Genomic DNA, 19,399 nt, shown 5'->3' with positions numbered 1-19,399 from the left:
GTTAAATATTTGCAGAAGGTTAAGTAGATGTTTCGAGAATTCGACCGACCAGGCCAGGAAAAACCGGACGCTTCGAAAGTTGTGCCGTTGGACACCAAGCAGTTTGCTCAGATCGGCAAGCCGGTTCGTGGCTCCGGCGATGACCTCGTATTGATGCATGACATCCAGAACGATCGGATAGATCTCAAGGCACGACTGCATAACTCGTTGCTGGACAAGCTGAACCTCGCCGTTATCGAAAAGGTCGAGGAAGAAACACTGCGGGGTGAAATTGGGCGACATGTCACCGAACTGCTGCGCGCCGAAGGCCGTGCGATGCGCAGCGAGGAGGTCAAGCAGCTTGTCGAAGAGCTGATGCACGAGGTGCTTGGCCTGGGGCCGCTGGAGCCGTTGTTGGCTGACCCCACGATCAACGATATCCTCGTGAACGGCCACACGCAGATTTTTGTCGAGCGCTCCGGCATCCTCGAAAAGACATCGGCACGTTTCCGGGACGAACGTCATCTGCTGCGGATCATCGACAAGATCGTCAGCCGGATCGGTCGCCGTATTGATGAACGGCAACCGTGGGTGGATGCGCGGTTGGAAGATGGCAGTCGCGTCAACGCGATCATTCGGCCCTGCGCACTGGACGGGCCGGCGCTGTCCATTCGAAAATTCTCGCGGGTTCCGCTGACGATGGAACGCCTGATCAAGAATGAGGCCTTGAACGAAAGCGCGGCCAAGCTGCTGCGGGGATTGGTTGAAGCCAAGATGAACGTGCTGATCTCGGGCGGAACCGGATCGGGCAAGACCACGATGCTGAATGCATTGTCGTCGTATATCAGCGCTCGGGAGCGGATCGTCACGATTGAAGACGCGGCAGAACTTCAGCTTCAGCAGGAACATGTCTTGCGCATGGAAACACGGCCTGCTGGCCTCGACGGTACTGGCGCCGTTGTCCAACGAGACCTTGTGCGAAACGCGCTGCGGATGCGTCCTGATCGGATCATCATCGGCGAGGTGCGCGGCTCCGAAGCATTCGACATGTTGCAGGCGATGAATACCGGCCATGACGGGTCGATGACGACGGTACACGCCAACAGCCCGCGCGATGCGCTTTCGCGGGTCGAGCAGATGGTGCAGATGGGCGGGCTAGAGCTGCCGCATGCAGCCATCCGCGCGACCATCGCTTCGGCAATTCACTTCGTTCTGCAATTGAACCGCCTGTCTGATGGTACGCGCCGTGTCACCTCGATTGCCGAGATCACCGGCATGGAGGGCGATATCGTGACCATGCAGGACATCTTCGTCTTCAAACGTGAAGGCAAGGACGAGGCCGGCAACATCCTTGGGCGCTTCATGCCGACCGGTATCCGACCGAAATCCAGCGATGCGCTGGCGGCGGCGGGTGTCGACCTTTCATCGATCAAGTTCAACTGAGGGACCCAGCCATGTTGGAAGATCTCAGATCCTTCTTTTCGACGCACAGCATAGACTCGTTGATCGGACCAGAGATGGAAGTGGGCGGATACGATGTCCGCTTTGTCCTGTCACTCTTGATATTCCTCGGCGCACTGATTGCCTTCGAAGGGGTCCGTCAGCTTTTGAAGCGCGGAGAAAACCGGGAAGAGGCGATAAACCGGCGCATCCAGATGCTGAACCAGGGAAAGACTGGCGAGGACGTTCTGGAATTGCTCAAACCGCGGGAAAGCAAACCTCTCATGAAGTCGTTTCCGCTGGTCGGCGACTTGCCGGGTGCCCTTGCGGCATCGGGCCTGCACATGGTGCCGGAAATGTTCCTGTTGGGATGTGGGGGCGCTTTTCTGGTTTCGGCGATCGGAGGCTCACTGGTGGCCAACCCACTGACGGTCATACCTGTAAGCGCTGTGTGCTTCCTGTTGGCCCCGTTGGTCTACCTTGGCGCCAACCTCAGACGGCGCAAGGCCGCGCTGATCAAGCAATTGCCGGATGCGTTGGACCTGATGTCGCGTGGGTTGAAGGTCGGGCATCCGTTGAACACGACCTTGCAGAGCGTGGCAAACGAAATGCCCGATCCGATCGGAACTGAATTCGGTCTGGTCGTGGACCAAGTCGCTTATGGGGAAGAGTTGACGACCGCCATTCGCAACATGGCAGACCGGGTAGATGAAGAGGATATCCAGTACCTCTCGGTCGCGCTGACGATGCAGCACGGTACTGGCGGCGATCTGGCCGGCATTCTGCGGACATTGGCGCGCGTCATCCGTGCCCGCATGTCCTTACGGCGCAAAATCAAGGCCATTTCTGCCGAGGGTCGGATGACCGCCTATATCCTGTCGTTCATTCCCGTCGGGATTGCCCTCGTGATGACGGTCATGACGCCGGACTATTACGGAAGCGTGGTGCAATACCCGATTTTCTGGCCCGTCATGAGCGTCATTTCTGCGGCCATCGTTCTGAATGCCATCGTTTTGTTCAAGCTTGTCAATTTCCGGATCTGAGGGAGGGTTGTCGAAATGGAAATCGTGAACTCGGTACTCGACACTGGTCTATTTTCCCAACTCATGATCTTGGGCTTTGTTGCCGCCGGCGCGATCGTTGCGTTCTTTGGGATATCATCGTCGCTCGGCGATCGGTCTACAGCGGCCGAACGGATGCTTCCCAAACGAACAAGGGGCCAGAGCCTTGCACGTCTTGTGCCGGAAAAGGTGGAGGGCGATACACCGACCGGGCTGAGCGCCGCACTTATCCCCAGCGATGCAAGTGTCAGGTTCGAAGTTGGCCAAGTGCTTGCGCGCTCAGGGTTTCGCGGCCGGAATGCAATCGCCAATTTCTATCTGATCCGTTTGGGCTTGGCGACGTTTCTGCCGCTCGTCTTTCTTGTCCTCATGTCTTGGCAGCCTGCGTCCAGTATCGGCGCCACGATCAACGATTATGTGTCTGGTCTGAATTCATTTCAGATCTTGCGGAACCTTGGCATCCTCTGCGGCATCGGGTTTTTCATTCCCCAACTTTGGATGAGCGCTCGGATCAAGGAGCGTAAACGTCGTATGGAAAACGCGTTCCCGAACATGCTGGACTTGCTCCAGATCGGGATCGAGGCGGGAATGGGGTTTGACCAGGCGCTTCTCAAAGTTGCGGTGGAAATGCAGACTGTATCGCCCGAAATGTCCGAGGAAATTCTAATTGCCCTGAGCGAGATTCAGGCCGGGCGCGACCGTGAAGTTGCGTTGATGAGAATGGCGCGCCGGACGGGCATCGACGAAATGAGTTCGTTCGTGAGCGTCGTCCTCCAGTCGTCCCGGTTCGGTGTCCCGTTGTCGGCTGCCTTGACTACGTATTCCGAAGAAATGCGCGAACTGAGAGAGCTTCGCGCGCAGGAGAAAGCCAACAAGTTGCCGGTGCAGATGTCCGCCGTCATGGCAAGCCTGATGTTACCGTCGATTGCAGGGTTGATCCTTGCACCGATCATCATTCGATACGTCGAAACCTTCGTGAAATGAAGCTGCTTTTGTAGATACGGCGCTCGCAGGCCTGCACGAGGTCATCCTTGCGTCCGCCTTAGGCTCTCGCTCTTTTAGGCGCTGTAAAGCAGCATCGACCAGCCGGCCAGGATCAGGCCTGAAAGGCCTATGGCAATCCCAAGAGGAAACTCGCGTCCGCTGAGCGTTGCTGCAAGCTTTCCTGTCGGTTGTCGAACGAACAGGCGCAGCAGGGTCAAACTGGTCAGTCCAAACGCCATCGCGGCAGATAGCAGCAGCATGTATGTCGAAAGGGCTTGGGTCGGTATCGCCAGGAAGACCACCGGTAGCATTTTGGCGTCTCCGCCCCCAAGCCAACCGGCGGCGAAAAGGGCAAAACATATCCCAAAGCAAAGCCCGGCGGCGATCAATCGCAATCCAACTTCATGCAAACCGAGGGCAGGGGACCCGACCAGAAACAAGGCAACCCCTATCAGGCAGTACAGGTTCGGTATCCGGTATTCGGTTAGGTCCGTCCACGCCACCGCCACAAACAACGGCACCATCAACCACAGAGGTGCCCAATTATGCCAAGGCAGATCAATCATCATGCGCGTGCCTGATTGTGTCTGCCGTGCAAGGCTTCGCGTTCTTCGATCGAAACCAGCCGTCTGGCCAACATGTGGAAGTTCTCCATTCCTGTCTTGCCGTAGATATGCTTGAGATGCGTTCTCACAGTCGCGGGACCAATCTCGAGCTCGGATCCAATGGACTGTTGCGACAGTCCCCGGGAAATTAGAACGCAGACCCGCCATTCGGCCCGTGTCAGGCCCGCTGGGTTTTCGAGGCTCATCAGCGGCGCGTCATTCACCGCCCTTTGGATGGTCGTTACGGATTGGCGGGACAGTGCTTCGGTAATCAGACCGGCGCGTCTGTTGCGGTAGATCTCGGAAATTTCGGGTGCGACTGTCTCTATCGCTTCGCGCCAGCCGGGTTCGAGGCCTTTGGCGAAATGCAGCTCCAGAAAATCGATTTCGCAGCCTTGGTTGTCGAGACAGACGAACAGGATATCATGCAGTTTGCGGTGCGAGATCCAGTCCAGAACAACGGCAGAAAACTCGTTTACGGGTTTCCCGTGATCCTTGAGGCTGAAGACGACGCCTTTCTTTGGCTTGCTCGCAAACGGACCAATCACGTCGTTCGTGAAGGAAAGAAAGAGCGGCCGACTTATTGTCTGGCCACGGGTATCTGCGCGTGCAGCTACTCGGCTGCCACCTTTATTGAGCCAGACACGGCTGAGGGTACCGCAATCGGCTCCAAACGCGTTGACAACTTCGGACAACGCCGCGTCCAGAACCACTCCGCCCTGGCTCCATTGAATGAAACTGATCAATGCGCGTGTGTGTTGCGTGTTTGGTAGCCACGCACCTGCACGGCCCATCCCCCTGTCCATATAGCACCAACTGGTAAACGTTTTACTCACTAAAGCGAGCCGGTTTAGCGGCTTCTGTAGATTTGAATTACTCTGCCCAATACATTCATATTTTACGATTTTTACGCTAAAATCACCAAGAATCTTATTAAGTTTCCGGATGGGGAGAAAAACACACGAAAAAAAGCAGACAATTAGGCTCAAAAGGCTGAAAAGAGTTGACGATCAGAAACAATAACAGTCAGCGGGTGTGATTGGCCAAGGGCGACACGCTCTGGTATTTCAGGAGGGCTTACGGGCCTGAAAGACGTTGATGACTGCCGGGATGCCAAACCCATCTGCCGTTTGAAAACTCGAAAACTCCTGGGCCACGGCGCTCTGGATTTTTCGTTCGTCGGCCTCATCGCCTTCAAAATGCGCTATCACGCGCGCAGCCGGCCCGACCCGGGTGCAAAGCTCGGCGGTGGCCTCCACCGATCCAAGCCCCGGCAGTCGGAGGCTTACAGGGTTGGCGTAGATGTCATCCAAACCCGCCGTTGCCATCATCCCGGTCACATGGTCGATGTCATGAAAGGCCAGTGGTCCCGGTGCGTACCGACCATATTTTGGTGGGTGGCCCAGATGCGATGTGGCGGCCATGTGGGGAATCCTGAACCAGGGATTGTCAGCCAGAGGTCCCCATGCGGCAAAAGTCATTTGTCCGCCGGGGGCCAGAGCCTTGGCGATGTTGGCGAACGCCGCAACCGAATCCTGAAAGAACATGACACCGAACCGCGATATCGCAGCGTCGAACGCGCCCTCGGGGAACCGGGCGACCTGAGCGTCGACGCATTGGAAATCGACGTTTTCGACACCCGCGGACAAGGCCCTTTCCCGCGCTCGGTTTAGGAACGGCTCAGAAATGTCGCCGCCAAGCACATGGCCCTGCGGTCCGACACGCTGGGCGGCCGCGATGGTGCTGGCGCCGGTCCCGCAGCCGATGTCCAAAACGCACATTCCGGGTCTCAGTTCGGCCTGTTCCAGAACGAGGTCCAGCACCGGGGCCAGCATGTGGTCCAGTTTGCCCTCAAAAGTCAGCCACTTGGTGCCGGATTCGGAGTTGCCCCAGTATTCAGCCTGATCTTCGTTTGCTGTTTGCATGGGGGTCCTCCGCAGTTTTTCGGACTATGCCTTTCTGCGGCGACGGCGGCCAGTTTTTTCCGCATCGCCTCCGGTGTTGAAGGACGGAGCGGGCAGGGTGACGATCTTAACCAGTTCCGGGAACGGGTCGGTCTTGTGCGGAATCGCGTTGGCGGCGACGAAATGCTCCTGGAATTTCGGCTCGATCGCGGTTTCGACCTTGGTGATCTCGCGCACCACGCGTTCGATCTCGGCCCGGGCGGCGATGTTGCACAGCGCGATGCGTGCGCCGGTGCCGGCGGCGTTGCCCGCGCTTTGGACCTTGTCCAGCGGCGCGTCGGGGATCATGCCCAGAACCATCGCGTGTTTGGTCGAGATATGGGCGCCGAACGCCCCGGCCAGCACCACGCGATCCACACGGTCCACGCCCATCTCGTCCATCAGCAGCCGCGCCCCGGCATAGAGCGCGGATTTCGCCAGCTGGATCGCGCGGATGTCGCCTTGGGTCACGGTGATGCGCGGGCCGCCCTCGGCGCTGGCGTCATGGATCAGATAGGAATGGGTTCGGCCCTCGGGGATGCAGCGGCTGGTGCCGGTCTGCTCGGCCGAGCCGATCAGGCCGCTCTCGTCCAGCAGGCCGGCCATGCGCAGTTCGGCCACCGCCTCGATGATGCCCGACCCGCAGATGCCGGTGATGCCGGTGGTGGCGATATCGGCCTCAAATCCGTCTTCGTCGGACCACTTGTCCGATCCGATCACGCGGAACCGGGGTTCCTTGGTCACGGGGTCGATCTGAATGCGCTCGATCGCGCCGGGGGCGGCACGCTGGCCCGAGCTGATCTGCGCACCTTCGAAGGCCGGTCCGGTGGGCGAGGAACAGGCCAGCACGCGGGTCGTGTTGCCCAGCAGGATCTCGGCATTGGTGCCGACGTCCACGATCAAAACCAGGTCCTGCGATTTGCCAGGCTCTTCGCTCAGCGCTACGGCGGCGCAGTCGGCCCCCACATGGCCCGCGATGCAGGGCAGGATGTAGACCTGCGCACGGGGGTTCATCGTGGTCAGATCCATCTCGCGTGCGGGCAGCGTGACGCTTTCCGACGTGGCCAGCGCAAACGGCGCCTGGCCCAGTTCAACCGGGTCCAGACCCAGCAGAAGATGGTGCATGACCGGGTTGCAGACGAACACGGTTTCCACGATCAGGGCCGGGTCAATCCCGGCCTCGTCGGCGATCGAGGTGACCAGATCGTTGATCGCCTCGCGTACGGCCCGGGTCATCTCCTGATCACCGCCGGGGTTCATCATCGCGTACGACACACGGCTCATGAGGTCTTCGCCGAACCGGATCTGCGGGTTCATCAGTCCCGACGAGGCCTTGACCTCACCGGTGTCCAGATCGGTCAGATGCGCGGCGATGGTGGTCGAGCCCAAATCGATGGCCAGCCCGTACAGCCCGTTTTCGTGCAGTCCGGGCCAGATTTCGACGATGCGCGCCACTTTGTCCTTGTGGCCCTTGTGCAGGGCGACCGTGACCTCCCATTTACCCTTGCGCAGGGTCGGCTGCAGTTTGGACAGAAGCGACAGGTCGGCGGTGACGGCGTCGATCTGCCACTGCTCGCGCAGGGCACGCTCCAGCCGTTCCAGATCGCCGGTGGGCGAGTGCATGTCGGGTTCTTCGACCACCACGAAATAGAGGCGCGTGGCCGGGTCCATGGTGATGGCGCGCGCGGCGGCGGCCTTGCGCACCACCTGGCGGTGCACCTGGCTTTCAGGCGGGACGTCGATCACCACGTCGCCCTGAACGGTGGCCTGGCAGCCCAGCCGCCGGCCCGGTTTCAGACCGCGCTTGTCGTCATAGCGCTGCTCGACCGCGTTCCATTCGCTCAACGCGTCTTCGCGGACCGTGACGCCGTGTTTGGGAAACTCGCCATAGCTGGGTGTGATCTGGCATTTCGAGCAGATCCCGCGCCCACCGCAGACCGAATCCAGATCGACCCCCAGTTGCCGGGCCGCCGTCAGGATCGGAGTGCCAACGGGGAAATGTCCGCGTTTGCCCGAAGGGGTAAAGACGACAAGGGGATCGGTGGTCATGACGGATGCCTTTTTGGTGTTCGCGCGTATGGCGGCAAGATATGGGTTTCGCGGCAAAGGGAAAGGCCAATCCGCGGCAGGTTTTGCGCGGCTTGCGTCGTTTTCCGCGCCATCGCGGCGGTTTGTGGGCGAACAAGTTGGGGCAGGGGCTTTTCCTTTGGTCGAAACCATGCAATAGGGTCACCGCCAAACGGGGTTTTGCATGGGGTTAGCAGATGCAGATTCGTGAGGCACTCACCTTTGATGATGTTCTTTTGGTTCCGGCGGCCTCGTCGGTGCTGCCGGCAACGGCGGACACGTCCACGCGCGTGACGCGCGCGATCACAATGAACATACCGCTGCTCAGCTCGGCCATGGACACGGTGACCGAGGCGCGGATGGCAATCGCCATGGCGCAGGCCGGGGGCATCGGGGTGATCCACAAGAACCTGACCGTCGAGGAGCAATCGCGTGAGGTGCGCCGGGTCAAACGCTTCGAATCCGGCATCGTCTACAACCCCGTCACCCTGCGCGCCAATCAAACGCTGGCCGATGCCAAGGCCCTGGTTGAACGTTACAACTTCACCGGGTTCCCGGTGGTGGACGACGACGGGCGCGTCGTAGGCATCGTGACCAACCGCGACATGCGTTTTGCCACGTCGGACGACCAGCCGATCCGCGCGATGATGACCACGGACAATCTGGCGATGCTGCAGGAACCGGCCGACCTGGAAGAGGCAAAAAGCCTGATGAAGGCTCGCCGGATTGAAAAGCTGCTGGTCGTCGACGGATCGGGCAAACTGACCGGTCTGCTGACCTTGAAGGATACGGAGCAAGCGGTGCTGAACCCCACGGCCTGCAAAGACCATCTGGGTCGGCTGCGGGTTGCGGCGGCCACGTCGGTTGGCGATGCCGGCTTTGAACGGTCCGAGCAATTGGTCGACTCTGGCGTCGACATCATCGTGGTCGACACGGCGCACGGCCATTCCCAAGGGGTGCTGGACGCGGTGAAGCGGATCAAGTCCCTGTCGAACGAAGTGCAGATCATCGCGGGCAACGTCGCAACGGGCGGCGCAACCAAGGCCCTGATCGACGCCGGTGCCGATGCGGTCAAGGTCGGGATCGGGCCGGGCTCGATCTGCACCACGCGCATGGTGGCGGGTGTCGGCGTGCCCCAGTTGACGGCAATCATGGATTGCTCGGCTGCGGCTGGTGACGTGCCGGTCATCGCCGATGGCGGCATCAAGTTCTCGGGGGATTTCGCCAAGGCCATCGCGGCGGGCGCGTCCTGCGCCATGGTCGGCTCGATGATCGCCGGAACCGATGAAAGCCCGGGCGAGGTCATTCTGTACCAGGGCCGCTCTTTCAAATCCTACCGCGGCATGGGCAGCTTGGGCGCGATGGCGCGCGGCTCGGCCGATCGTTATTTCCAGAAGGACGCCGCGAATGACAAGCTGGTGCCCGAAGGGATCGAGGGGCAGGTGCCCTACAAGGGCTCGGCCAGCGCCGTTGTTCACCAACTGGTCGGCGGTCTGCGTGCGGCCATGGGCTATACCGGCTGCGCGACCGTTGATGAAATGCGCCGCAATTGCCAGTTCGTCAAGATTACCGGAGCGGGTCTGAAGGAAAGCCACGTCCATGACGTACAGATCACACGCGAAAGCCCCAACTATCGCGTGATGTGACGGTTTCCGTCGGACTCAGGACCTCGACATGACCCCAGGCGCGCGCGTTCAGGCCGCTATCGAAATCCTAGACGATTTTCTGGGCGGAACTCCCGCCGAGAAAGCGTTGACGGGCTGGGCGCGGCGCAGCCGTTTCGCCGGATCGAAGGACAGGGCAGCGATCCGCGACCATGTCTTTGACGCGCTTCGACATCTTCGGTCTTACGCTGCGATCGGCGGTGCAAGGACGGGGCGAGGCCTGATGCTGGGCGCTCTGCGGTCGCAGGGTCAGGACCCGGGCGATCTGTTCACCGGAGATCGTCACGCCCCAGACCCCGTCACGGCGGACGAAGTCGGTCGCCTATTCGAAACGGAAGCCGAGCAGTTTGACATTCCCGAGTGGCTCTGGCCGGTTTTCGAGCGGTCGCTTGGTGAAAATGCCAGAGAGGCCGCCGCCGCGCTGCAATCGCGCGCTCCGGTTCACCTGCGGGTCAATTTGGCCCGCACGAGCTTGCAAGAGGCGGTGGACGCGCTGACGCGGGAAGGGATTTCCACTGCGCCGCACCCGGCCTGCGAGACAGCGCTTGAAGTTGTCGAAGGTGCCCGGAAGATTTCGCAATCCCAAAGCTATCGTGACGGCTTGGTCGAGTTGCAAGATGCAGCGAGCCAAGCTGTCGTTGCTGCATTGAACCTCAGGCCTGGCATGAGGGTTCTGGACTATTGTGCCGGGGGTGGCGGCAAGGCGCTGGCCATGGCCGCCACCGGCGGTGTCGAAGTCTTCGCCCATGACGCCAACCCCGGGCGCATGCGTGACCTTCCTTATCGAGCGCAACGGGCGGGAGCGCGCATTACCATCCTGTCGACAGATGACTTGGTAAAACACGGCCCGTTTGACGTGGTGCTGACTGACGCTCCCTGTTCCGGGAGCGGCTCGTGGCGGCGCGCACCTGCGGGCAAATGGGCTTTGACGCCCGAGCAATTGGCCCAGTTGCCTAAGACGCAATTGTCCATTCTGGACGCGGCCGCACCACTCGTCGGTGATGGTAGTGTATTGGCCTACGCCACCTGTTCGATGCTGGATGTCGAAAACAGAGGCGTCATAAACACGTTCCTGTCGTCGCATCCGGAATGGCAATGCACGTTCAGCCGATTGTGGCAGGTTGTACACGGCACCGACGGCTTCTATTCCGCCCACTTGACGCGACGCTGATGCGCTGAAAACAACTTAAAGGAGAATATCCGCTGGATTCCTTAAGCGGATATTAACTCTTTGTGCCACGATATGCCGTGGATTGATTTTGAATCGAGTTGTTGATGACCGAAGTCGCTCAATTTACGCCAAGTTTGACCGGACGACATTTTCCGAGCTGGTCGCGGGCCATTTCTCTGGTCGGTGTCGCGCTTTTGTTGGTCATTCTCGCACAGCTCTTTCCGATCTCGCCCCAGTTGGTTTCGGGCCTGCTGGCGGTTGGAGGGTCTTTTCTGGCCGTTGGCGCGTTTGTTCTGTTGCGCGGATGCTTCTCGTATCGCGTTGACAAACAGGCGCAGACCATTCTCGCGTCGTTTCTGGAAAAAGAGCCCGCTCCGGGTTTCATCACGGATGCCAACGGGCGGGTGCTGATCGTGAACTCCGCAGCGCGGGACAGGTTCAACGCCTCGACAGGCGCAAGGCTGGACATGTGTTTGCGGTCCGTTTTCGCCAATCCTGCGGCGATACTGGTTCGGATGCAGTCATCGGCGCAAGTCGAAGGGCGCGCGGCAGAAGACATCGTGACAAAGGGTACGACAATTCCAGTTCTGGCGATCGACCTTGGCGATGATCTGTACCTGTGGCGGATCAAGGCCTCGGGTCGGCAACCCTGGGCGTCTGCTTCGCTTCCAATCGTGACGCTCGGGCGAAATGACGTGGTCCTGAACATGAATGCAGCGGCCGAGGCGATGCTCCGAGGCAGCGAAGTGGGCGCGGCCGAGGCTCTGACGCCGGAGGTCATATCCGGTGAAACGGTTCTGCGCCTGCCTGCTCAAGAAGGTTCGCGGCGGGTATTCTTGTGCGAGGTTCAAAAAACCAGCGCGGGCCGGGATATAGCGCTGATCGTGCTTGACGACGCGCCTGCAGATCAGTGGACCACGACTTTCGCCGACGTCCCGGTGCCCATGATGCACCTCGCTCCGGGTGGTGAGATTTTGGATGCCAATCGATTGGCGCGCAAGCTGATCGGTGATGTTGAATTGGGTCAGACCAATATCGACACGATTCTGAGCGGATTGGGGCATCCCTTGCGGGACTGGCTGCTTCAGGTCGCCGCGTGCGATGGGCCACCACGTTCCGAATTCCTGCGGCTGGGCGGAAAGGACCGAGAGGTCTTCGTGCAACTGACCCTGACCCGCATCGTCAAGAACGGTGAGGTGCGCCTTGTTGCCGTGTTGAACGACGCGACCGAACTCAAGACGCTGGAGGCTCAGTTCGTCCAGGGGCAAAAGATGCAGGCGGTCGGGCAGCTGGCCGGTGGTGTGGCGCATGATTTCAACAACCTGCTGACCGCCATTTCCGGACATTGCGACCTGCTGCTGCTGCGCCATGATCAAAGTGACCCGAACTACGGCGATCTCGTCCAGATAAACCAGAATGCCAACCGGGCCGCTGCGTTGGTCAGCCAGTTGCTGGCCTTTTCCCGAAAACAGACTCTGCGACCCGAAGTGCTGGATCTGCGCGATACCATTTCCGACCTGATCCACTTGTTGAACCGCCTGGTGGGCGAGAAGGTCAAGCTGACCCTCAGTCATGATCCGGTTCTCAAGCCCGTTCGCGCAGACAAAAGACAGTTGGAACAGGTCATCATGAACCTGGTTGTAAACGCGCGCGATGCGATGCCCGACGGCGGAGAAATCCGTATCGAAACCGAGGTGTTTTCTTTGACCGAGCCGCTGATGCGGGACAGGGCGACGGTTCCGGTGGGTGAATATGTTTCGGTCAAGGTCATGGACAGTGGCGTCGGTATTCCGTCAGACAAGCTGCAGAAGATTTTCGAACCCTTCTACACGACCAAACGGACAGGCGAGGGGACCGGTCTGGGTTTGTCGACGGTCTATGGCATCGTCAAGCAAACCGGCGGCTTCATCTTCGTGGACAGCACCGAAGGGCGTGGGACCGAATTCAACGTCATGCTGCCGGTCTGCTTGGCACGAGACACCGAGGTTGCGATCGAACCGCCGGCACAACCGGAACCGAACGCGCATCAAGGCGAAGGTGTCGTTTTGCTGGTCGAGGATGAGGCGCCGGTACGCGCCTTTGCCACCCGTGCCTTGCGCCTCAAGGGCTATACCGTCTTTGAGGCGGGCTCGGCCGAGGACGCGTTGCGCATTCTTGAGGATCAGAACCTGCACGTCGACGTCTTCGTCACGGACGTGGTCATGCCCGGAATGGATGGTCCAACCTGGGTTGCCAAGGCGCTTGAAAGCCGGCCCGATGTGCGGGTGGTCTTCATGTCGGGCTATACCGAAGGCGCGTTTGGCGATGCTGGGCCGGAGATCAGACATTCGACCTTCCTGCCCAAGCCTTTTTCACTGACACAATTGACCGAGGCGGTGTTTCAGTACCTCAACTAACGCGCCTGCTGATGCAGACGAAACTCGGCGGCATGAGCCTTGCGGAATGTATCCAAGGTCTGGTCAGACAGTATCAGTTCCCGCTTGGGCGATACATTTTCGCGGGTCAGATCGATCCGGGCGTTCAGTCGATCTTGAAGGAAGTCCAGAATCTCGTCCTGGTGTTCGTAGCGAAAGATATGCGAAGCACCGGCGCCATTGCTGCGGGTCCGGAAGAATTCAGTTTGGCTGCCGACATCGGCGAACGCGGGACGGGGCGATTGCATATAGGCCTGAACAAACATGTCGAAAGACATGCCGGCGGTCGAATGCGGGTGGCCAGTCAATTCGGTGCGCGTCCTGTACCGGTACCAGCTGCCCAGCCAATCGACGGGTTCGCGGACTACGGCCATGATTTCCATTTCCGTGTCGTACATCTTGCGGAAAATGTTTTGGAAGAAACGGTCATAGCGACGCACCGGCGCATGTTTCAGATCCGGTGGACCCGACACCACGATATCTGCGCGGTCCCGCAACGCGACCTGATAGGCGGTGCTTCCGGTTTTGGGCAGCGACAGAAGCGCAAGGCGTTCCTTGAAGAAGATCAGCATTTCATGTCTTTCCTGCGCCGAAGGCTGTCGTGCCACATGATTGTCCGCCCCGGCGGCCAAGGTCAATTGCTTCCGCACAAAATCGCCGGCCTGTGCAAGCAAAGTTTCATCGCAAAGACAAAGCCTTGTGCATGATTGAGCAGTTTCGAGATCAGAGTAAACGACTCTTTAACCTCTTCATCGAAAGGTAGGGAATGAAAGTTTTTGTTGAAATGTTCTCTTTTTGATCTCATAAGGAACAAGAGGCGAACAAAGCAGCGATTGCCGCCCGGTGATGGGTGTGACAAAAGGGAAGGCGACAGGACAATGGCGGATCTTCTGACAATGAACGACAAGAAAAACCCCGACAAGCAAAAGGCGCTGGACAGCGCGTTGGCGCAGATCGAGCGGCAGTTCGGCAAGGGCTCGATCATGAAACTGGGCGATGGTGCCCGGCAGGAGATCGAAGCCAGTTCGACCGGGTCACTTGGGCTGGATATTGCCCTTGGCATTGGCGGACTTCCGATGGGTCGGATTGTCGAAATCTACGGCCCGGAAAGCTCGGGCAAGACGACCCTGACCCTGCATTGTATCGCAGAGCAGCAGAAACGCGGCGGCGTCTGTGCATTCGTCGATGCGGAACATGCGCTGGACCCGCAATACGCCCGCAAGCTGGGGGTGGATCTGGATGAACTGCTGATCTCGCAGCCCGACACGGGTGAGCAGGCGCTGGAAATCACCGATACGCTGGTGCGTTCCGGGGCGGTCAACATGGTCGTTGTGGACTCGGTGGCGGCGCTGACGCCGAAATCCGAGCTGGAAGGCGACATGGGCGACAGCAATGTGGGTGTGCAGGCCCGGCTGATGAGCCAGGCGATGCGCAAACTGACCGGCTCGATCGCCCGCAGCAACTGCATGGTGATTTTCATCAACCAGATCCGCATGAAGATCGGCGTCATGTTCGGCAGCCCGGAAACTACGACCGGGGGCAACGCCCTGAAATTCTACAGCTCGGTCCGTCTGGACATCCGCCGCATCGGCGCGATCAAGGACCGCGATGAGGTGGTCGGTAACCAGACCCGCGTGAAGGTGGTCAAGAACAAGGTGGCCCCGCCGTTCAAGCAGGTGGAATTCGACATCATGTATGGCGAGGGCATCAGCAAGATGGGCGAACTGCTGGATCTTGGCGTCAAAGCCGGAGTGGTCGAAAAGTCCGGCTCGTGGTTCAGCTATGGGGATGAGCGGATCGGGCAGGGGCGTGAAAACGCCAAGCAATACCTGCGGGACAACAATCGGGTTGCGCTGGAAATCGAGGATAAGATCCGTGCCGCGCACGGGCTTGATTTCGACATGCCGCCTGCGGCGGATGAGGATGATATCCTCGAAGCCTGATCGGAAGATCCGAGAGAACACTGGCAAGGTGAGCCTTCGGGTTCACCTTGTTTCGTTTGCGGTGCAGCAATCCTGTGGACTATCGGCGGGCAGGGGGCTAAACCGTCGCGATAGATCATGAATGCGCGCTGAGAGAGCCCAATGCCCACGCTGAACGATATCCGCTCAACCTTTCTGAACTACTTTGCCAAACAAGGGCACGAAGTGGTCGCGTCGAGCCCGCTTGTGCCGCGCAACGACCCGACGCTGATGTTCGTTAACTCGGGCATGGTGCAGTTCAAGAACCTGTTCACCGGCCTTGAGACCCGCGACTACACACGTGCCACCACGGCGCAGAAATGCGTGCGCGCCGGCGGCAAGCACAACGACCTGGACAATGTCGGCTACACGGCCCGCCACCACACGTTCTTCGAGATGCTGGGCAACTTCTCGTTCGGCGATTATTTCAAATCGGAAGCGATTCCGTTCGCTTGGGAATTGATCACCAAGGAGTTCGGGATCGACAAGAACCGTCTGCTGACGACCGTCTACCATACCGATGACGAGGCGTTTGAGATCTGGAAGAAAGTCGGCGTTCCCGAGGACCGGATCATCCGCATCGCCACCAGCGACAATTTCTGGCAGATGGGCCCGACCGGCCCCTGCGGCCCATGTACCGAGATCTTCTATGATCACGGCGACCACATCTGGGGCGGCCCTCCGGGATCGGCCGAGGAAGACGGTGACCGGTTCATCGAGATCTGGAACATCGTTTTTATGCAGAACGAGCAGTTCGAAGACGGCTCGATGCGTGAACTGGACATGCAGTCGATCGATACCGGCATGGGTCTGGAACGGATCGGCGCGTTGCTGCAGGGCAGCCATGACAACTATGACACCGACCTTTTCAAGACACTGATCGAGGCCTCGGCCGAAGTCACGCATGTGGACCCCTATGGCAATCAGAATGTGCACCATCGGGTGATTGCCGACCACTTGCGGTCGACCTCGTTCCTGATTGCAGACGGGGTCATGCCCTCGAATGATGGTCGCGGTTATGTCCTGCGCCGGATCATGCGCCGGGCCATGCGCCACGCGCATCTTCTGGGCGCCAAGGATCCGGTCATGCACAAACTTGTTCCGACACTGGTTCAATTGATGGGCGCGCAGTATTCCGAGCTGGGTCGTGCTCAGGCTCTGATCGAAGAGACGTTGTTGTTGGAGGAAACCCGGTTCAAGCAGACGTTGGACCGGGGGCTCAAGCTGCTGGATGACGAAGTGGCGGGCCTGCCGGACGGGGCGCCGCTGCCCGGGGATGCCGCCTTCAAGCTGTATGACACCTATGGCTTCCCGCTTGACCTGACCCAGGATGCCCTGCGCGAAAAAGGTCGGACGGTTGATACCGATGGGTTCGACACCGCCATGGCCGAGCAGAAGGCGAAGGCGCGCGCCGCCTGGGCTGGTTCGGGCGAGGCAGCAGATCAGGCGGTCTGGTTCGACATACTGGACGCAAGCGGTGCGACCGATTTTCTGGGCTACGAAACGGAAATGGCTGAGGGCCAGGTTGTGGCCCTGGTGGTCGACGGTGACCTTGTAGACCGTATCGAGCAGGGCGGATCCGGCTGGGTGGTCGTAAACCAGACACCCTTCTACGGCGAGGCGGGTGGCCAAGTTGGCGATTCCGGCAGCATCCGCCGTCTTGAAGATCGCACCCAGAGCGCGACGGTCGAAGACACCCGGAAGTTCGCGGATGGCAAGGTCTATGCACACAAGATCGTCGTGGACAGCGGTGCGATCGCCAAAGGTGATGCCGTCGAGCTCGAAGTCGATCACGCCCGGCGCTCGGCCATCCGAGCGAACCACTCGGCGACCCACCTACTGCACGAAGCGCTGCGAGAAACGCTTGGCGATCATGTTGCACAGCGCGGATCGTTGAATGCTGCCGACCGTCTGCGGTTTGATTTCAGCCACGCCAAAGCGCTGACACAGGCTGAGTTGCAGACCGTGGAACGCGAGGTGAATGAGTTCATTCGTCAGAACTCGACGGTCGAAACCCGTATCATGACCCCGGACGATGCCCGCGCCTTGGGGGCACAGGCGTTGTTCGGTGAGAAATACGGCGACGAAGTCCGGGTCGTCTCGATGGGCAAGGCCCAGACCGGCAAGGGCCACGACGGCCAAACCTGGTCGATCGAACTGTGTGGCGGTACGCATGTGCGCCAGACAGGAGATATCGGGACCTTTGTCATTCTGGGTGACAGTGCAAGCAGCGCGGGCGTGCGGCGGATCGAGGCTCTGACCGGGGACTCTGCATTGCGGTACTTGACCGAGCAGGATCGGCGGCTTGGCCAGATTGCTGCCGAGTTGAAGGCGCAGCCGGATGATGTCGTCGATCGCATCAAAGCTCTGCTGGACGAGCGCAAGTCGTTGCAGAACGAAGTGGCGCAACTGCGCCGCGATCTGGCGATGGCCGGTGGAGCCGGTCAAGGCGGCGGCGCGGAAGCCAAAGAGATCAACGGCGTCAAGTTCCTGGCACAGGCTCTGAATGGTGTGTCGGGCAAGGATCTGCCGGCCCTCATTGATGAGCACAAAGCGCGGCTGGGATCGGGCGCCGTTCTTCTGATCGCCGAAACGGGCGGCAAGGCTGCAGTTGCTGCCGGTGTCACAAGCGACCTGACGCAGTCGATATCGGCCGTCGATCTGGTCAAGGCCGCCGTGCAGGAACTGGGCGGCAAGGGCGGCGGCGGGCGTCCCGACATGGCGCAGGGCGGTGGTCGCGATGCCGCCAACGCCGCGGCGGCCATCAAGGCCGCGGAAGAGGTTTTGGGAGGATAAGATGCCAGCACTCTGGATTGCACATGTCAAGGTTACTGATGCCGAAGCTTATGGCAAATACGCCGAGCTTGCCGGCCCGGCCATTTCCAAACATGGGGGCACGTTCATTGCCCGTGCAGGACGCTATGTCCAACTGGAAGGCAAAGAGCGGCCCCGCAATGTCGTGGCGAAGTTCCCGTCGGTTGAAGCCGCCGTCGCCTGTTACAACTCGGCTGAATACCAAGAAGCCCTGAGCCACGCCCGGGGCGCAAGCGAGCGCGAATTGCTGGTCGTCGAAACGACCGAGTGAGAATCAACCGGAGCCGGTCTTGGATTGGCTCCGGAACCCGCTTTGGGTGACGCTACGTCAGCCAAAGTTGCGACGCCGATCCTGGAATTGGGCCGATAGTGTTCCGGTGATCACGTCCCGCAACAAAATTTCCCTCATACTTTCAGTGGGTTGAGATTTTTTGTGGCGGCGAAACTATGACGTTCTACCTCTAATTGTGTCAGGCTTCGCCATTTTCTTGCGCGGAAAAGGTCATATTGAGTTACGAATTTCCGCCGTTTTTTGCCGACAACCTGACCGAGGATTGCCAGAGCCAGTCTGTTAACGGATAGTTTCCAAAAGCAGAATATGGTCCTCAGAAGCGGCAGTCAGTCGAACGTATGGGATCGAGGGACAGGCATGAAACGGGTTTTGGACAGGCTCAACACAGTGGCAAGTCGCGCGGCCAGCAAGGCCACATTGGCTCTGGGTGTGTTGGGAGTGATCGGCGGTGCCGTTCTTGCGACAGGACAAGCCAGCGCTTCAGAGACAGCTTTCATTTCGGGGTTTTCGGCTTCGCCACCGCCGTCGGGCGCACGGACCTTGTGCCGCCAGTATGCTTGGGCTTGTGCGAACAAGAAGTCGGTTTCGCTGCCCAGCCATCAGGAACTGCGACTGGTCAAGCAAATCAATGCCCAGGTCAATGCGACAACGCGTGAGGTCACGGACCAAGTGCAGTACAAGACGCGGGAGCGTTGGGCCCTGCCAACATCGCGCGGCGGTGATTGCGAGGATTTTGCGCTGCTGAAAAAGCGTGACCTGATCAAGGCTGGAATTGATCCCAACAAGCTTTTGCTGGCGACCGTCCTGGACACCCGTCGCGGACCTCACGCGGTTCTGGTTTACCGCTCCAATCAGGGTGATCTCGTACTGGACAACCTGACCAATCGGATCAAGCCCTGGTCGGCTACACGCTATTTGTTCCTGCGGATGCAGGACCCAAAACAGCCCCAGCGTTGGGTTGGGATCTACGGGCGAAGCTAAGAAGCAACAGCGAATTTGAGTTT

The 19,399-nt window shown here is 59.6% G+C and carries 15 protein-coding genes; 10 read left to right on the top strand and 5 right to left on the bottom strand.

Annotation, left to right across the window (positions count from 1 at the left end):
• Window positions 1–27 precede the first annotated feature (27 nt).
• From ACR0IR_RS05995 to ACR0IR_RS05985, 3 genes are read left to right on the top strand one after another with little or no spacing between them, the layout of a single operon-like run.
• Window positions 28–1,422 (top strand): TadA family conjugal transfer-associated ATPase, encoded by a 1,395-nt coding sequence (locus ACR0IR_RS05995; RefSeq protein ID WP_170363427.1) that lies wholly within the window; start codon window positions 28–30, stop codon window positions 1,420–1,422.
• Between the two features lie 11 nt (window positions 1,423–1,433).
• Window positions 1,434–2,462 carry a type II secretion system F family protein gene (locus ACR0IR_RS05990; protein WP_170359187.1) on the top strand — a complete coding sequence of 343 codons (1,029 nt, stop codon included), beginning with the start codon at window positions 1,434–1,436 and terminating at the stop codon, window positions 2,460–2,462.
• 15 nt (window positions 2,463–2,477) lie between these two features.
• Complete coding sequence (locus tag ACR0IR_RS05985) at window positions 2,478–3,464, top strand: type II secretion system F family protein (protein ID WP_170363428.1); 987 nt, start codon at window positions 2,478–2,480, stop codon at window positions 3,462–3,464.
• A 74-nt stretch (window positions 3,465–3,538) separates the two neighbouring features.
• On the opposite strand, the gene ACR0IR_RS05980 is transcribed toward ACR0IR_RS05985, so the two are convergent.
• The 4 genes from ACR0IR_RS05980 to ACR0IR_RS05965 all read right to left on the bottom strand — a co-directional run bounded on the left by ACR0IR_RS05980 (window position 3,539) and on the right by ACR0IR_RS05965 (window position 8,061).
• Complete coding sequence (locus ACR0IR_RS05980; protein ID WP_170339082.1) at window positions 3,539–4,033, bottom strand: A24 family peptidase; 495 nt, start codon at window positions 4,031–4,033, stop codon at window positions 3,539–3,541.
• On the bottom strand, window positions 4,030–4,782 hold the full coding sequence (locus ACR0IR_RS05975) for a response regulator transcription factor (protein WP_170363430.1): 753 nt from the start codon (window positions 4,780–4,782) through the stop codon (window positions 4,030–4,032). The genes ACR0IR_RS05980 and ACR0IR_RS05975 overlap by 4 nt, the downstream gene beginning before the upstream one ends.
• Before the next feature lie 354 nt (window positions 4,783–5,136).
• Window positions 5,137–5,994, bottom strand: a complete 858-nt coding sequence (locus tag ACR0IR_RS05970) for a class I SAM-dependent methyltransferase (protein WP_170363431.1) — start codon at window positions 5,992–5,994, stop codon at window positions 5,137–5,139.
• Window positions 5,995–6,018: 24 nt separating this feature from the next.
• On the bottom strand, window positions 6,019–8,061 hold the full coding sequence (locus ACR0IR_RS05965; RefSeq protein ID WP_170363432.1) for an ASKHA domain-containing protein: 2,043 nt from the start codon (window positions 8,059–8,061) through the stop codon (window positions 6,019–6,021).
• Between the two features lie 215 nt (window positions 8,062–8,276).
• On the opposite strand from ACR0IR_RS05965, the gene guaB reads away from it, so the two are divergent.
• The 3 genes from guaB (at window position 8,277) to ACR0IR_RS05950 (ending at window position 13,310) form a co-directional block, all read left to right on the top strand.
• Entirely contained in the window at window positions 8,277–9,725 is a 1,449-nt protein-coding gene (gene guaB, locus ACR0IR_RS05960; RefSeq protein WP_170363433.1) for an IMP dehydrogenase, read from the top strand.
• Between the two features lie 28 nt (window positions 9,726–9,753).
• A complete protein-coding gene (locus tag ACR0IR_RS05955) occupies window positions 9,754–10,914 on the top strand; it encodes an RsmB/NOP family class I SAM-dependent RNA methyltransferase (RefSeq protein WP_170363434.1) in 1,161 nt (386 codons plus the stop codon).
• Between the two features lie 104 nt (window positions 10,915–11,018).
• A complete protein-coding gene (locus tag ACR0IR_RS05950) occupies window positions 11,019–13,310 on the top strand; it encodes an ATP-binding protein (protein WP_480778991.1) in 2,292 nt (763 codons plus the stop codon).
• Here the strand turns inward: ACR0IR_RS05950 and ACR0IR_RS05945 are convergent.
• On the bottom strand, window positions 13,307–13,900 hold the full coding sequence (locus ACR0IR_RS05945; RefSeq protein WP_480778990.1) for a gamma-glutamyl kinase: 594 nt from the start codon (window positions 13,898–13,900) through the stop codon (window positions 13,307–13,309). The two genes, ACR0IR_RS05950 and ACR0IR_RS05945, sit on opposite strands and share 4 nt — an antisense overlap.
• A gap of 306 nt (window positions 13,901–14,206) precedes the next feature.
• Between ACR0IR_RS05945 and recA the strand changes: the two genes are divergently transcribed.
• From recA to ACR0IR_RS05925, 4 genes are all read left to right on the top strand, one after another.
• The gene (gene recA / locus ACR0IR_RS05940; protein WP_170363437.1) at window positions 14,207–15,271 is read left to right on the top strand and encodes a recombinase RecA; all 1,065 of its coding nucleotides are present in this window, start codon (window positions 14,207–14,209) and stop codon (window positions 15,269–15,271) included.
• Window positions 15,272–15,412: 141 nt separating this feature from the next.
• Entirely contained in the window at window positions 15,413–18,085 is a 2,673-nt protein-coding gene (alaS, locus tag ACR0IR_RS05935) for an alanine--tRNA ligase (RefSeq protein ID WP_170363438.1), read from the top strand.
• Window position 18,086: 1 nt separating this feature from the next.
• Complete coding sequence (locus tag ACR0IR_RS05930) at window positions 18,087–18,374, top strand: DUF1330 domain-containing protein (protein ID WP_170363439.1); 288 nt, start codon at window positions 18,087–18,089, stop codon at window positions 18,372–18,374.
• 378 nt (window positions 18,375–18,752) lie between these two features.
• Window positions 18,753–19,376: a transglutaminase-like cysteine peptidase gene (locus ACR0IR_RS05925; RefSeq protein ID WP_170339104.1), complete on the top strand. Its 624-nt coding sequence runs from the start codon at window positions 18,753–18,755 to the stop codon at window positions 19,374–19,376.
• The last annotated feature ends 23 nt before the right edge of the window (window positions 19,377–19,399 follow it).

The organism is Ruegeria sp. CF2 (genome assembly GCF_056537385.1).
The sequence above is the reverse complement of the archived record's forward strand: the minus strand, read 5'-3'. Positions and strand labels throughout refer to the sequence as shown.